Origin of the sequence: Pseudomonas sp. Q2-TVG4-2, assembly GCF_013620795.1 — a bacterium.
Classification (GTDB): Bacteria; Pseudomonadota; Gammaproteobacteria; order Pseudomonadales; family Pseudomonadaceae; genus Stutzerimonas.
Map to the genome: position 1 here is coordinate 114,415 of NZ_LGLW01000008.1, position 14,475 is coordinate 128,889.

A 14,475-nucleotide genomic window follows, 5' to 3' on the forward strand; every position below is an offset into this window, starting at 1 on the left:
AAACGAAAGCGCCGCGGAGGGTTCGACAACAACCGGCCGCGGCGCTCGGAAACAAGACGAAAGCAAAGGCCGAACAAGCCGATGGGTGCCCTACAGGATGCAACCCATCGTTAGATCCGTCTCAGCCGGGCTCAGACCCGTTCGACGGCCAGCGCCAGACCCTGCCCGACACCCACGCACATGGTCGCCAGGCCGAGTTTGCCACCCGATTTTTCCAGCGCATGCACGGTCGTCAGCACCAGACGCGCGCCGCTCATGCCCAACGGATGGCCGAGGGCGATCGCGCCGCCTTGCGGATTGACCTTGGGGCTGTCGTCCTCCAGACCCAGGCCACGAGTGACCGCCAGCGCTTGAGCAGCGAAGGCCTCGTTGAGTTCGATCACATCGAAGTCGCCAACGGCCACGTTCAAGCGCTCGCACAACTTACGTACCGCCGGTACCGGCCCATAACCCATGACACGCGGCGCAACGCCGGCGCTGGCCATGCCGAGCACCTTGGCGCGTGGCGTGAGCCCGTACTTCTGTACCGCTTCGGCGCTTGCAAGAATCAGCGCGGCGGCGCCGTCGTTGACGCCCGAGGCGTTGCCCGCGGTGACCGTCTTGTCCGGGCCGTTGACCGGCTTGAGCTTGGCCAGCGCCTCGGCGGACGTATCGGGGCGTGGATGCTCATCGGTGTCGACCACGGTGTCGCCCTTGCGGCCCTTGATCACCACCGGAACGATCTCCTCGGCGAAGAAACCAGCGGCCTGCGCCTTGCCGGTGCGCTGTTGGCTGCGCAAGGCAAAGGCATCCTGGTCCTCGCGGCTGATCTTATGCTCTTCGGCCACGTTGTCGGCGGTCTGCGGCATGGCATCGACGCCGTACATGTCCTTCATCTTCGGGTTGATGAAGCGCCAGCCGATGGTGGTGTCCTCGATCTTTTGCGTGCGACCGAACGCCGTATCGGCTTTACCCATCACATAAGGCGCACGGGTCATGGACTCGACGCCGCCAGCGATCGCCAGCTCCATCTCGCCGCAGGCGATGGCCCGGAAGGCGCTGCCCACTGCATCCATGCCCGAAGCGCAGAGGCGATTGAGGGTGATGCCCGGCACAGTTTCCGGCAGACCGGCGAGCAGCGCGGCCATGCGTGCCACGTTGCGATTGTCTTCGCCGGCCTGATTGGCGCTGCCCATGAAAACTTCATCAATGGCCGCCGGATCGAGCGTCGGATTGCGCTCCAGCAGGGCCTTGATCGGGGTTGCCGCCAGGTCGTCGGCTCGCACGGCGGCCAGGGCACCGCCAAAGCGGCCGATGGGCGTACGTACGGCGTCGCAGATAAAGACTTCGCGTGTCACTCGTCACCTCCAGATTGTCCATGGGCGGCGGCCGTGCGGGCCTCCAGGGCGCGCAGAGCCTCCAGTTCGTTCTCGGTCGGCGGTGCAGTCTCGCCCAGAACATCAGCGAAACGAATCGCCCAGCCGGTGTTCTCGATCACCTGCTCACGGGTCACACCCGGATGCAGCGAGGTCACCACGAATTCGTTGGACCCGGCTTCGGGTTCCATGATGCACAGGTCGGTGATAATCCCGACCGGCCCATTGCCGGGCAACCCAAGTTGCTTGCGATGCTCCCCGCCTTCGCCGAAACCGACCGACGTAATGAACGCCAGCTTGTCGACAAAGGTGCGGTGCGATTGCTTGAGGATGATCAGCACCTGCTTGGCCGACCCCGCAATTTCCGGCGCGCCGCCCGCCCCTGGCAAGCGGACTTTCGGTTGGTGATAGTCACCGATCACCGTGGTGTTGATGTTGCCGTACTTGTCCACCTGCGCGGCACCGAGGAAACCGACATCGATACGGCCGCCCTGTAGCCAGTAGCGGAAGATCTCGGCAGTCGGCACGACGGTGTCGGCGGTCTCGGCCAGTTCGCCATCACCGATGGACAGCGGCAACACCGATGGTTTGGCACCAATCGGGCCTGATTCATAGATCAGCACGACTTCCGGCGCGTGGGTCAGGCGCGCCAGGTTGGCCGCCTTGGACGGCAGGCCGATACCAACGAAGCAGACGCTGCCATCGCCAAGGCGACGCGAAGCGGCCACGGTCATCATTTCATTGGTGCTGTAGTCATTGGCGTGAGCGCTCATCATTTGGCCTCCTGCTGCGCGGCCAGCTTGGCCTGGAAAGCGGTGAAATCCGCCGTCTCGCGGATGTACTCATTGACCCACGCGGTGAAGCTGTCACGGTCGCGCGCGATCGGATCCCACTGCTGATAGAAGCGGTTGTCGCGCTCGTAATAACCATGAGCGTAGGACGGATGCGCGCCGCCCGGCACCAGGCAGACGGCGCTCAGCGCCCAGGTCGGCAGAACACAGGCATTCATCGGCGCCTGAAGGTCGTCGACGATTTCCTCAACGGTGACAATGCAGCGTTTGGCGGCCAGCGCGGCCTCCTTCTGCACGCCTAGAATCCCGGCAATCAATACGTTGCCCTTGCGGTCGGCTTTCTGCGCGTGGATTACGGTCACATCGGGCCGCACGCTCGGTACGGCAGCCAGCACCTCGCCAGTGAAGGGGCATTCGATGAACTTGATCATCGGATTGACTTTCGGCAAGTCGGAACCGAGGTAGGCACGCAGCACCGCGAAGGGTAGACCGGACGCGCCGGCGACATAGGCGTTGGCCAGGTCGGCATGGCTGTGCTCTTCAATTTCCAGCGGCTGCGGCCATTGTTGCTCCACTGCATCGCGCAAACGATGCAGCGAGCCGACGCCAGGATTGCCACCCCAGGAGAACACCAGCTTCTTCGCGCAGCCGGCACCGATCAGCAGGTCGTAGACCAGATCGGGCGTCATCCGAACCAGTGTCAGATCTTTCTTGTCCTGACGGATGATTTCGTGAGCGGCAGCGGTGGGAATCAGATGGGTGAAGCCTTCAAGGGCGACGGTGTCGCCGTTACTGACGAAGCGATCGATTGCCTCGTTTAGGGGTAGGAGCTCGGCCATGGGTCATGTCTCGTGTTGGTGTCCGGGTGCGCGAACGAATTTGCGCTTGAGGCAAACACTAAACATCGAGCTGCGGGAGGACAATCCGATAATCGAATCACCGTGCGATTACCGAACAAAACCTCAGATTTACCAAAGACTGCGCTGACCCACTTCCCCCTTGGTTCATCTCGTCTTCGAAGCTGTCGCACTAGGCCGCCAGTCAATGGAACAGGCGGGTGCTCAACTCCTTGCTTGCCTCCAGCAACACCGGCAAAAAGCGCGTTTCCAGCTCCTGCTTGGTCACCCGACTGGCATGGGTGCCGACGTTAAGGGCGGCCAGCACCTGGCCGGCGGAATCTTTCAGCGGTACGGCCAGCGATCGCAGCCCAACCTCGAGCTCCTGATCGATGATCACCCAGCCCTGCTGGCGAATTTCAGCGATCGAAGCACGGATGGCCTCGGGCGTATGCAGGGTACGGCTGGTCTTGATCTGCAGCTCCGCGTGGCCCAGATAATCATCCAATGCAGCGTCGTCCAGCGCCGCCAGCAGGATCCGCCCCATGGAGGTGCAATACGCCGGCAACCGGCTACCTACGCTCAGATCGACCGAAATCAACCGCTGCGGGGTGGCCGAGCGAGCCACGTAGAGCACCTCATCACCTTCCAGTGTGGCCATGGAGCAGGCTTCGTGTAGCTGGTCACTGAGGCGATCGAGAATCGGCTGCGCGGTGACCGCAAGCGGGGTCGATGACAAATAGGCGTGGCCGAGGGTCAGCACCTTGGGCAGCAGCGAATAGGTGCGGCCATCGGTGGTGGCGTAGCCAAGTTTGATCAGCGTATGCAGGCAGCGCCGCACAGCCGCTCGCGGGATTTCCGTGCGGTGGCTGATTTGCGCGATGGTCAGATGACGCTTGCGCTCCTGAAATGCATGAATCACCGCCAGCCCGCGTGCCAGCGAGGTCATGAAGTTCGGATCGCCCGTCAACGCGTCGATGCGTTTGGCTGGTGAGGCGATGATGGCTGGCGCCATCGGAGCAATGCGGGAATGGGACTCGTCGTTCATGGCGGACAGCCTTGTCGGGATGCATTGTGCGATTATCGTACTACCGACCGATAATCACAAAGCCCTCCTCTCTGACCCCGTTGCGCTCGCCGGCAAGCTTGCGGCACGTCACTGCGCTTGCCAGAAACAATCCCTGGCGAAGCATGGCAGCCATGGCGGCGAGTCGTGTGGATTAAAGCCTGAAAATAGTCCACGCCTAATCTGATCGGCCTCAACTAGCCTCGGCGAATGCCAGGACGAACTCGATATGCGCTCTGACGCCTGTAGCCAACGCACCATCATCCACCATAAACCTCGAGTTATGGTTCATGGCCACCTCGCTAGCATCCGCTTCTTGCGGGGATACACCTAAGAAAACAAATAGGCTGGGCACCTTCTGCGCATAGAAGGCGAAATCCTCACTTGGAGAAAGATTTGCCGGCAGCTCTTCGAGTCTTCCATCGGCAGCTTCCCTCAGCCCCGGGATGACCTTTTCAGTAAGGGCTTCGTCATTCATGGTGACCGGCATCAAAGTGGCAATCTGAACATTGGCTTTAACGAAGTTGGCCTCAGCTGTGTTCTTCACGATCGCAGGAAGTTTTTCAAGCAGCACCGAGCGTACTTCCGGATGATTGCTGCGTATGGTTCCGCCCATTTGCAATAACTCCGGTATTACGTTATCTGCCGTTCCGGCGTGTATGCTGCCGACGCTGACGACACCAGCGCCTTTTGAGAGATCCGTATGCCGGCTAACCAGCGTTTGCATTGCGTTGACCACCTGCGATCCAGCGACAATGCTATCGGTCCCTGCCCACGGCATCGAACCATGCGTCTGGTCACCTTGCAACGTGATGCGGAAACTATCTGAACTGTTAAGCGTGGCCCCTTTTTTATAAAACAGGTGCCCGCTGTTCATTCCTGCCATGACGTGAAGCCCAAACATCGCCTCGACTTTCGGGTTGTCGAGAACGCCCTCCTCGATCATCCGCCGCGCCCCGTACAGCTCATCCGGCTGGGCAAACACATCTATATCTGCCGCACCCTCTTCTGCTGGCTGAAACACAAACACGACGGTACCCGGAATCTTTTCGCTGTTGGCCGCCATGATTTTCGCCGCTCCCAATAACATAGCGACATGCGCATCATGGCCACATGCATGCATGACATCGACTTCCTCGCCGTGAAATATGCCTTTGGCTTGGCTCGCATATGGCAACCCTGTTTCTTCCTTGACCGGCAATGCGTCCATATCCGCGCGCAGCGCCACCACCGGACCATCCATTCCGCCCTTTAAAACCCCAACCACACCGGTCTTACCAATGCCGCTATGTACTTGCAGACCAAAGTTTTCCAGCTGCTGCGCGATCATTTGGGACGTACGGAACTCCATATTCCCGAGTTCCGGGTGTTGATGGATATCATGACGCCAAGCAACTACTTGCGCGTTGACATCCTTTGCTGCCTGCTCAACCCAGCCTTGAGCAGCCGCCGTCCCTGTTACAGAAGTAATAAACAGAACTGCAGCAACTGATTTTACGAATCCAATATGCATATACCTAACCCTGGAAATGATTGGCAGATTAATTAACGAAAACAGCATCGGCAGAAAAATGATCGCTATATAAATTCTGCCAAATACTCGCCAGTAAAAGACGTCTTCCAGCGCGCACGTTTGGTCGCTGCGCTACAGCAAATGCCAGGTGTAATTGAAAATCAGCCGATTCTCATCGATATCACTGCGGTAATTGGATCGAGCCGTGACGTTACGTACCCGCACCCCGAGGTTTTTCAGCACACCGCGCTGGAAGGTGTAGCCGAGGTCCAGATCACGCTCCCATTCCTGACCCTCGAAGCCGCGGCCGGTGTCGACGTTATCGCCGCGGATATAGCGCACCGTGGATACCAGACCCGGAATGCCAACGACGGAGAAGTCGAAATCATGCCGCACCTGCCAGGAGCGCTCATCCGCGCCGGCGAATTCGTAAGTGGGGACTTCATTGCCCAATGGACTGACGTTGTTGAACACTCGCGGGAAAGCGTCATCGCCGAACATCGCTTGATAACCGACGGAGACAGTGTGGCCGCCGCGCTTGGCGGAAAGCACCGTGAATAGCGCACGGTTGTCGATATCGCCGAGCAGCCGCTCGCCATCTTCCTGCGAGTCGTAGTAGCCGAGGTTGGCGCCAAACACCCAGTCGTCCACCGGCTCACTGTGCTTGAGGCTGTAAAAGCGCTGGTTGTAGATGTCTTCGAGCTGCGCGTACCAGAGGCCCGCCGATGTGCGCTTGTCGTTAAAGGCGTAGTCGGCACCGGCATAGTTGAAGCGATCGGTTGCCACGTCGCCGCCCAGTTGCGGCACATGGCCTAGCTTCGCCCGCATCGCACCGTCGCCCGCCTCGTTTAGCACGCTGCCGGAATGGAATTGGCCGGCCTGCAGCGTCAGCCCGTCGAGTTCTTGCGAGATGATGCTGGCGCCCTGGTAGGTCGGCGGCAACAGACGAATGTCGCTGAACGTCAGCACCGGCAGGTTCGGCGTCAGCTCGCCGATCTTAAGCTCGGTCTTCGACACCCGCGCCTTGAGCGCCGCGCCGATGCGTCCGAAGTTATCCGCGGCCTTGCCATCGCTGCCCGTGGGCAGCAGACCGGTATTGACGCGGCTACTACCGCTGTCGAGCTTGAACCCAAGCTGACCAAGCACGTCGACACCGAAACCGACCGTACCGGGCGTATAACCGGATTTCACGTTGAGAATAAAGCCTTGGGCCCACTCCTCCGACTTTGATTGCTGATTCGTGCCGACGATGTCGGAAAAATCCCGGCTGAAGTAATAGTTGCGCGCTTGCAGCGTCGCCGTGGTGCCGTCAATGAAGCCTGCTTCGGCAGCAAAGGCCGAAGGGAGGCAAAGAGAGGCGCCGATGGCCAATGCAATAGGGGAACGTTCTGGCTTGTTCTTCATGGTTTTGAACTCGTTGTTGTTGTTTTTCAGGTGCACGCCGTCGCCCCGCCGGCACAGGCCGACAGAAACGACGAAGGTTCGGGGTTGCGAAAATGAACCGCTGCGGCGGGGAATCAGCCGGCGGGTTGCTCCTCTTCCAGGGATGCGGGCGGGCTGGCCGGCAAGGGAGCCGGCGCTCGTTTCAGCGTCAACAGCAGGTGCGCGGCGATACCGAAGATCAATCCCCAGAAGGCTGCGGACAAACCGAGGAACGACATCCCCGAAGCGGTGACGAGAAAGGTGATCAGCGCCGCTTCACGGTCTTCCGGCACCGACATGGCCGCGCTCAGTGCACCGCCAATGGCGGCCAGCAGCGCCAGGCCAGCCAACGCCGCGATCAGCGCGGCGGGAAACGCCGTGAAAATAGAAACCAACGTGGCGCCAAACGCGCCCAGCAGCAGGTAGAACACCCCACCGGAAACACCGGCGACATAGCGTTTGCTGGGGTCCTCGTGGGATTCCTTACCGGTGCAGATCGCCGCGGTGATGGCCGCCAGGTTCAGGCCGTGACAACCGAAGGGTGCGAGCAACAAGGTACCCAGCGCGCTGCTGCTGATCAGCGGGCTCGCCGGGGTCTGGTAACCGTCGTTGCGCAGCACGGCCATGCCAGGCACGAACTGCCCGGTCAGGGCCACCATCACCAGCGGAAAGGCCACGCCGAGGATGACCTGCCAGCTGAACTCTGGCGTTATCCACACCGGTACGGCCAGGCCGATCACCAGTGCCTCACTGCGCAACTCGCCACTGCCGACGGCGATCGCAACGCCGACTACCAACACCGCCATCACGGCGTAGCGCGGCATCAGCCGTTTGAACAGCAGATAGGTGCCGAACATCGCCAGCACCAGCCAAGGTTGCTCCTTCACCGAAACGAACAAGCCAGTGCCGAAGCGGAACAGGATGCCGGCCAGCATCCCGGCGGAAATCGCCGCGGGCAGCTTGTGGATGATTTTGTCGAACGCGCCGGATAGTCCCACCAGCAGGATAATTAGGCTCGATACGAGGTAGGCGCCGACCGCCTGGTTCATGCTGATGTCGGGCAACATGGTCACCAGCAATGCCGATCCCGGCGCGGACCAGGCGATGATGATCGGTACCTTGTAGCGAAGGCTAAGGACGATACCGAGTACGCCGCTGCCGATGGAAATGGTCCAGACCCAAGACGAGAGTACGTCGTGTGGCAACCCGCCCGCTTTCGCCGCCTGAAAGATGATCACCAACGGGCCGGCGTAAGAGATGACCGTCGCAATGAAACCGGCAATCACGGCGGAGAGGGAGAAGTCTCTGAGTAGCGTATTCATGAAGCCTCGCAAGTCAGGCCTGGCTATCCGTGACGGTATCCGGATCGCTCTTGTTGTAGGTCACGCATTTGAAACCGTTCAGCGCAGGGTGGATGACGCTTCACCCAACCACCGCCGTACTCCGCAAAGCCGGTGGATGAACAGAGCGCCATCCACCCTACGGCCGGTTTGGCATTTGGTGTCGCATCCATCTGCAGCCAGGCCGGCGCATCCAGGGACCGGCCTTTCCGGGTCATGCCTCCTGCAGCGCCCGCGGACGGCTGCTGCGCTGCTCGGCTTCCGGTACCGGCGCCTGCTGCAGCTGGAAGTCGAACTCGACCTCGGCGAACCGCCCTTCCACACCGCGGGCGTGTGCCGCTTCCGGATCGTCGTTGAAATGGATGTCGCCGATCAGCCCGTCACGGGTAGCGTAGGCGAAGTCGTCCCACAGGTACTTGTCGCCGGACAGGTTGATCTGCGTGGTCAGGTGACGATGACCCGGCGCCGAAAGGAAGAAATGGATATGTGCCGGGCGCTGGCCATGTCGGCCGAGCAGATCGAGCGCTTCCTGGGTCGGGCCATCCGGCGAGCAGCCGTAGCCGGACGGCACGATGCTGCGAGCACGGTAACGACCTTCGGCATCGGTGACGATGCGACGCCGCAGGTTGTAGTCGGACTGGCTCTTGTCGAAGTAGGAGTAGTTGCCCTGGGTATTGGCGTGCCACAGATCAACGATAGCGCCGGCCAACGGCTTGCCATCGGGTCCGGTGACCTTGCCCTGGAGGAACATCACCGTGGCAACGCCATCTTCACTGCCGTCATCCATGCGGGCTTCGCCTTCAGCGATCGGCGCGCCGGCCACGTATAGCGGGCCTTCGATGGTACGCGGGGTGCCACCGGTCAGTCCGATCTGCGCATCCTTGGCGTCTTCGAGCAGGTCGAGAAAATGCTCGAGGCCAAGTCCGGCCACCAGCAGGCCCGCTTCATTGCGCCCACCGAGACGGTTGATGTAGTCGACGGCTTTCCAGAATTCGTCCTGGGTGATTTCCAGGTCTTCGATGATCTTCGCGCTGTCCAGCAGGATGCGATTGACGATGTGCTTCAGACGGGGGCTGCCCGCGTCATTGTTGAAGCCACTGGCTTCCTTGAAGAACTGCTGAATTTCAGGGGAGTGGGAGATTTTCACAGTCATGGCTCAGGCCTCATCTTGTAATTTTGGTCACGCTGACAACGGACCGGCGCACCCGGTCGATTGAGTAACAGGATCAGCTATCGTCTTCACGGATCGACGAGGGGTGCCGGCAAAGGGCGTTGACCTCGATATCCATGTAGGGATAAAGCGGCAGCTGCATCAGGGTGTCGTGCAGCTCCTGCACGCTGGCCACGTCGAATACGCTGTAATTGGCGTACTGGCCGGCGATGCGCCACAGGTGGCGCCATTTGCCTTCACGCATCAGGCCCTGGGCCAGTTCCTTCTCATCGGCCTTGAGCTTGGCGGCCTTCGCCGGGTCCATGTCGACCGGCAGTTTTACGATCATCTTCACGTGAAACAGCATCTTTTCAGCCTCCGGTTACTTGCGGCTGAAGAACGCCATGCGCTCTTCATCCAGGGTCAGGCCGAGACCCGGCGCGCGCGGCACTTCCAGCTGGAAGTCGCGGTAAACCGGCGCCTCGGTGACGATTTCTTCGGTGAGCAGCAGCGGGCCGAACAGCTCGGTTGCCCAGGTGAGCTTGTTGATGGTGACGAACGCATGCGCCGAGGCCAGGGTGCCGATGGCGCCTTCGAGCATGGTGCCGCCATACAGCGCAATGCCCGCAGCGTCGGCGATCTGCGCGGTGCGCAGTACGGCACGCGGGCCGCCGTTCTTGGCGATCTTCAGGGCGAAGATGCTGGCCGCGCCGTCGGCCGCCAGGCTGAAGGCGTCCTCGACGCTTTCGATGGACTCGTCAGCCATGATTGGCGCGGGGCTGCGCTGGTTCAGGCGAATCTGCCCACCGCGGTTGATTCGCGAGATCGGCTGCTCGATCAGATCGATGCCGTTGTCGCCGAGAATCTGGCAGGCGCGGATGGCCTGGGATTCGTCCCAGTACTGGTTCACATCGACACGCACGCTGGCACGGTCACCCAGCGCTTTCTTGATTTCAATGACGTGTCTGAGGTCGGCGTTCACCTCGTTGGCACCGATCTTCAGCTTGAAGATGCGATGGCGACGGATGTCCAGCATGTGCTCGGCTTCTTCGATGTCCTTGGCTGTATTGCCGCTGGCCAGGGTCCAGGCCACTTCCAGGCTATCGCGAACGCGGCCACCGAGCAGCTCGCTGACCGGCAGTCCGAGGCGTTTGCCTTGAGCGTCGAGCAGCGCGCTTTCCAGGCCGGACTTGGCGAAGGTGTTGCCCTTCGCCGCCTTATCCAAACGCAGCATGGCTGCGTTGATATTCGCCGCATCCTGACCCACCAGCAGCGGGCCGAGATGGCTGTCGAGGTTCTGCTTGATGCTCTCCGGGCTCTCGTTACCGTAGGCCAGCCCGCCGATGGTGGTGGATTCGCCGATGCCTTCGATACCGTCGCAGCAGCGGACACGGATCACCACCAGCGTCTGCTTTTGCATGGTGTGCATGGCCAGCTTGTGCGGGCGGATGGTCGGCAGGTCGACGACGATCGCCTGGATGCTTTCAATCAGGATGGGGCTCATATCGATTTCCGATTTCCAGTTTTTCGAGATCAGGGATCAGGCCTTGGCCGCCGACATCATCACCGGCGTGGTCGCACTGCTGCGCCTGCTGGAAATGGTGAAGACAGTCATGGCCAGGGCAGCGACGACGCCTGGTACGGCGAAGGCCATGAAGTTCAGCTGCAGCGGCAGGTTGATACCCAGCAGCGCGCCACCTAGAAGCGGACCGACGATCGCGCCGTTGCGGCCGATGCCCGATGCCCAGCCAAGACCGGTGGAGCGAATCGACAGGCCGTAGAACTGCGCGGCGGTTGCGTACAGCAGGATTTGAGTGCCGATTACGGTGGCGCCAGCGATGAAAATCAGGGTGTAGAGCACCGGCATCGGCGTCTTGAAGCCCAGCAGGCTGATGGAAACCACGGACACCGCGAAGAACGCCACCACTACTTTGGACAGGTTGAAGCGGTCGCCCAACCAGCCGCCGAGAATCGCGCCGGCCATCCCGCCAAAATTCAGTGCAAGCAGGAAGGACAGGCTCGAACCCAGGCTGTAGCCGGCATTGGCCATCAGCTTCGGCAGCCAGGAACCCAGCGCGTAGACCATCAGCAGGCAGCAGAAGAACGCAACCCAGATCGACACCGTGCGCACGCCGCGGCCATCGCGAAACAGTGCCAGCACCGAGGCGCTCTTGCCCTTTACGTCTGTCATCACCAGATCGTCGGCTACGGTCAGCTGGCGACTCGGATCGACCTTGTTGAGCAACGCACGCGCCTGATCGGTACGCCCTTGACGCACCAGGAAGCCTACGGATTCCGGCAGATGCCAGAGAATCACCGGCAACAGCAGCAGCGGCACGGCAGCGGCGAAGAACATGGCTTCCCAGCCGAAACGCGGCAGCATGTAGATGCCCAGTCCCGCAGAGAGCATGCCGCCCAGCGAGTAACCACTGAACATGACCGCTACCAGGGTGCTACGCAGCTTCTTTGGCGCGTACTCGTTCATCAGCGCGACCACGTTGGGCATCAAGCCACCGCAGCCGAGACCGGCAAGGAAGCGAAAGATGCCGAACTCAGTCGGCGTACTGGCGAAGCCGTTGAGCACCGTCGCGCCGCTGAACAGCACGAAGCAAATGGCGATGCCCATCCGGCGGCCGATGCGGTCGGCCAGGGTGCCGAATACCAGGGCACCGAACATCATCCCGAACAGCGCGTAGCTGCCCAGAGCACCCGCTTCCAGCGGGGTCAGCCCCCACTCCTTCATGATCACCGGCAGTACCACGCCATAGATGAACAGGTCATAGCCGTCGAAGATCAACAGCAATGCGCACAGGCTCACGACCAACCAGTGAAACCCGCTGAAGCGAGCGTTATCGATGACTTCGTGTACGTCTATCTTTCGCATGGCATGACTCTCTATTGTTTTTGTATGTCTTGATTCGCCGGCCGTACCGGCCCGGCTCTCGTGGCTGGCGCCGCGCACGCCAGCTGCGCGGCGGATTGCTGCTTGCAGAGCAGCAAGTCCCAGCAGCGACCTTGTCTTTCGGATCTCTAGCCCAGGTCGCCGCCACCCACCGGCAGGGTCACGCCGGTGATGTAGGACGCATCATCGGAGGCGAGGAAGAGAATCGCACCGGCCTGCTCGTCGATGGTTCCGTAGCGCTTCATCAGGGTTGAATCGACGGTCTGGTCGATGATCTGCTGGTACCAGACTCTCTCCTGCTCGGTCTGCTCGGCGCTGTTGCGCGGGATACGACGCGGTGGCGCTTCGGTACCGCCCGGTGCGGTGGCGTTAACCCGGATGCCACGCTGGGCATTCTCGAACGCCAGGCAGGCGGTCAGGGCATTCACACCGCCCTTGGCCGCGCCATAAGGCACACGGTTTAGGCTGCGAGTTGCAATCGAGGACACGTTGACGATGGCGCCCGCGCCCTGCTCCAGCATGTGCGGTAGCGCGGCATGGCAGCACCACAACGTGGGAAACAGCGAGCGGCGGACTTCGGCCTCGATCTCGTGCTCCTGGTAATGCTCGAACGGCTTGGCCCAGATGGTCCCCCCGACGTTATTGACCAGAATGTCGAGGCGCCCGAAGCGCTCCTTGGCCGCACTCATCACGCGGTGGCAATCGGCGAACTGTTCGAGATCAGCGGTCAGGGTGACCACCTCGACACCCTTCATGCCCAGCTCATCGGCCAGTTCATGCACCAGCTCGGAGCGATCGACCAGCACCAGGCGGCCGCCCTCCTCTCCCATACGCTCGGCCACACGACGGCCGATGCCCTGGGCAGCGCCGGTGATCACTGCAACCTTGTTCTGGAAACGCTTGTTCATGTTTCTAACCTCTGGAATGCCAGGGTCCGGTGGGTAACGCTTCGCGGTTACCCACCCTACTCATCTGCGATATGCGTTCGCCGCGAGGGCGCGCCTCCCACAGGTCCGGCGGACGCGTGTGCTCTGTGGGAGGCCCGCCCCGGGGCGAAGCTTTTGTTTATTTATGGCCGGAACGAACGGCTCACGCGCTGGCGGCGAACTTCTCGTAGTAGAAATTCGCCGGCTCCAGGCCCTGTTCACGAATGAACTGGCTGACCGCCTCGACCATCGGTGGCGGACCGCAAAGGTAGATATCCACCTCACCGTCGTTGAGGTGCTTGGGCTCGATGTGCTGAGTCACATAGCCCTTTTGCGGGTAGGCGCTGTCTGGGCTGGCGACGCAGGCGCTGTAGGTGAAATTAGGGATGCGCGCGGCGAAGGCCTCGAGCTTGTCCATCTCCACCAGGTCGTGGTCATGGGTGACGCCGTAGATCAGATGCAGCGGGTGTTCACTACCCTGTTCGGCAATCTTCTCCAGCATCGCGGTGAATGGTGCGAGGCCCGTACCGCCAGCCAACAGCAATAGCGGCCGCTTGATCTCGCGCAGGTAGAAAGCACCCAGTGGACCGGCCAGATTGACGCTATCACCCGCCTTGGCAAGCCCGGTCAGGAAGCTGCTCATCAGCCCTCCCGGCACGTTGCGGATAAGGAAGCTGACCTCGCCATCCTTCTGCAGCGAGCTGAAGGAATAGGCGCGGGTCTGGTCACTGCCCGGCACCTGCAGATTGACGTACTGGCCAGGCAAGAACGCCAGTTGATTCAGCGACTCGCCCCGGATGGACAGCGCGATGGTGCTTTCGGATAGCTGGCGCACATTGCTGATCGACGCTTCGTAGCTGGCCTGCTGGGTCTTGCAGATATCCGAGGCGGCCGGTACGCGAATCACACAGTCGCTCTCGGCACGCATCTGGCAGGTCAGCACGTAGCCCTGCTCGGCTTCGTCTTCGCTCAACGCATCCTCGATGTATTCCTCACCGAGGTCGTAGCTGCCGCTCTCAGCGAAGCACTTGCAGGCGCCGCATGCACCGTCACGGCAGTCCAACGGCACGTTGATGCCCTGACGATAAGCCGCATCAGCTACGGTTTCGCCGGTATTGGCGTCGATGAAACGAGTGACGCCGTCTTCGAAGTTCAATGCAATCTTATGGGTCAT

13 protein-coding genes are annotated in these 14,475 nt (G+C 61.2%); all 13 read right to left on the reverse strand.

Annotated features, from left to right (window positions below; all coding sequences use genetic code 11):
• Positions 1-131: 131 nt before the first annotated feature.
• The gene (gene pcaF, locus H3028_RS17370; protein ID WP_181298479.1) at positions 132-1,337 is read right to left on the reverse strand and encodes a 3-oxoadipyl-CoA thiolase; all 1,206 of its coding nucleotides are present in this window, start codon (positions 1,335-1,337) and stop codon (positions 132-134) included.
• Positions 1,334-2,128 carry a CoA-transferase subunit beta gene (locus tag H3028_RS17375; RefSeq protein WP_181298600.1) on the reverse strand — a complete coding sequence of 265 codons (795 nt, stop codon included), beginning with the start codon at positions 2,126-2,128 and terminating at the stop codon, positions 1,334-1,336. The genes pcaF and H3028_RS17375 overlap by 4 nt, the downstream gene beginning before the upstream one ends.
• Positions 2,128-2,985, reverse strand: coding sequence for a CoA transferase subunit A (locus tag H3028_RS17380; protein ID WP_181298480.1), 858 nt, complete (start codon positions 2,983-2,985; stop codon positions 2,128-2,130). The genes H3028_RS17375 and H3028_RS17380 overlap by 1 nt, the downstream gene beginning before the upstream one ends.
• Before the next feature lie 202 nt (positions 2,986-3,187).
• Entirely contained in the window at positions 3,188-4,030 is an 843-nt protein-coding gene (locus H3028_RS17385) for an IclR family transcriptional regulator C-terminal domain-containing protein (protein WP_375154429.1), read from the reverse strand.
• A gap of 211 nt (positions 4,031-4,241) precedes the next feature.
• Positions 4,242-5,561: an amidohydrolase gene (locus H3028_RS17390; protein WP_181298481.1), complete on the reverse strand. Its 1,320-nt coding sequence runs from the start codon at positions 5,559-5,561 to the stop codon at positions 4,242-4,244.
• A 132-nt stretch (positions 5,562-5,693) separates the two neighbouring features.
• A complete protein-coding gene (locus H3028_RS17395; protein WP_181298482.1) occupies positions 5,694-6,965 on the reverse strand; it encodes an OprD family porin in 1,272 nt (423 codons plus the stop codon).
• 113 nt (positions 6,966-7,078) lie between these two features.
• Entirely contained in the window at positions 7,079-8,305 is a 1,227-nt protein-coding gene (locus tag H3028_RS17400; protein WP_181298483.1) for a benzoate/H(+) symporter BenE family transporter, read from the reverse strand.
• Between the two features lie 232 nt (positions 8,306-8,537).
• Positions 8,538-9,476 carry a catechol 1,2-dioxygenase gene (gene catA, locus H3028_RS17405; protein ID WP_181298484.1) on the reverse strand — a complete coding sequence of 313 codons (939 nt, stop codon included), beginning with the start codon at positions 9,474-9,476 and terminating at the stop codon, positions 8,538-8,540.
• A gap of 73 nt (positions 9,477-9,549) precedes the next feature.
• Positions 9,550-9,840: a muconolactone Delta-isomerase gene (gene catC / locus H3028_RS17410; RefSeq protein ID WP_181298485.1), complete on the reverse strand. Its 291-nt coding sequence runs from the start codon at positions 9,838-9,840 to the stop codon at positions 9,550-9,552.
• 15 nt (positions 9,841-9,855) lie between these two features.
• The gene (locus H3028_RS17415; RefSeq protein ID WP_181298486.1) at positions 9,856-10,977 is read right to left on the reverse strand and encodes a muconate cycloisomerase family protein; all 1,122 of its coding nucleotides are present in this window, start codon (positions 10,975-10,977) and stop codon (positions 9,856-9,858) included.
• 36 nt (positions 10,978-11,013) lie between these two features.
• Positions 11,014-12,357, reverse strand: coding sequence for an MFS transporter (locus H3028_RS17420; protein ID WP_181298487.1), 1,344 nt, complete (start codon positions 12,355-12,357; stop codon positions 11,014-11,016).
• A 146-nt stretch (positions 12,358-12,503) separates the two neighbouring features.
• Positions 12,504-13,283, reverse strand: a complete 780-nt coding sequence (locus tag H3028_RS17425; protein ID WP_181298488.1) for a 1,6-dihydroxycyclohexa-2,4-diene-1-carboxylate dehydrogenase — start codon at positions 13,281-13,283, stop codon at positions 12,504-12,506.
• Positions 13,284-13,464: 181 nt separating this feature from the next.
• Positions 13,465-14,475 (reverse strand): benzoate 1,2-dioxygenase electron transfer component BenC, encoded by a 1,011-nt coding sequence (benC, locus tag H3028_RS17430; protein ID WP_181298489.1) that lies wholly within the window; start codon positions 14,473-14,475, stop codon positions 13,465-13,467.

Bases quoted from the DNA above. Each gene is read 5' to 3' on its own strand.
- H3028_RS17375 (WP_181298600.1), bottom strand. From the start codon at position 2,128: ATGAGCGCTCACGCCAATGACTACAGCACCAATGAAATGATGACCGTG.
- H3028_RS17380 (WP_181298480.1), bottom strand. From the start codon at position 2,985: ATGGCCGAGCTCCTACCCCTAAACGAGGCAATCGATCGCTTCGTCAGT.
- H3028_RS17385 (WP_375154429.1), bottom strand. From the start codon at position 4,030: ATGAACGACGAGTCCCATTCCCGCATTGCTCCGATGGCGCCAGCCATC.
- H3028_RS17390 (WP_181298481.1), bottom strand. From the start codon at position 5,561: ATGCATATTGGATTCGTAAAATCAGTTGCTGCAGTTCTGTTTATTACT.
- H3028_RS17395 (WP_181298482.1), bottom strand. From the start codon at position 6,965: ATGAAGAACAAGCCAGAACGTTCCCCTATTGCATTGGCCATCGGCGCC.
- H3028_RS17400 (WP_181298483.1), bottom strand. From the start codon at position 8,305: ATGAATACGCTACTCAGAGACTTCTCCCTCTCCGCCGTGATTGCCGGT.
- catA (WP_181298484.1), bottom strand. From the start codon at position 9,476: ATGACTGTGAAAATCTCCCACTCCCCTGAAATTCAGCAGTTCTTCAAG.
- catC (WP_181298485.1), bottom strand. From the start codon at position 9,840: ATGCTGTTTCACGTGAAGATGATCGTAAAACTGCCGGTCGACATGGAC.
- H3028_RS17415 (WP_181298486.1), bottom strand. From the start codon at position 10,977: ATGAGCCCCATCCTGATTGAAAGCATCCAGGCGATCGTCGTCGACCTG.
- H3028_RS17420 (WP_181298487.1), bottom strand. From the start codon at position 12,357: ATGCGAAAGATAGACGTACACGAAGTCATCGATAACGCTCGCTTCAGC.
- H3028_RS17425 (WP_181298488.1), bottom strand. From the start codon at position 13,283: ATGAACAAGCGTTTCCAGAACAAGGTTGCAGTGATCACCGGCGCTGCC.
- benC (WP_181298489.1), bottom strand. From the start codon at position 14,475: ATGACCCATAAGATTGCATTGAACTTCGAAGACGGCGTCACTCGTTTC.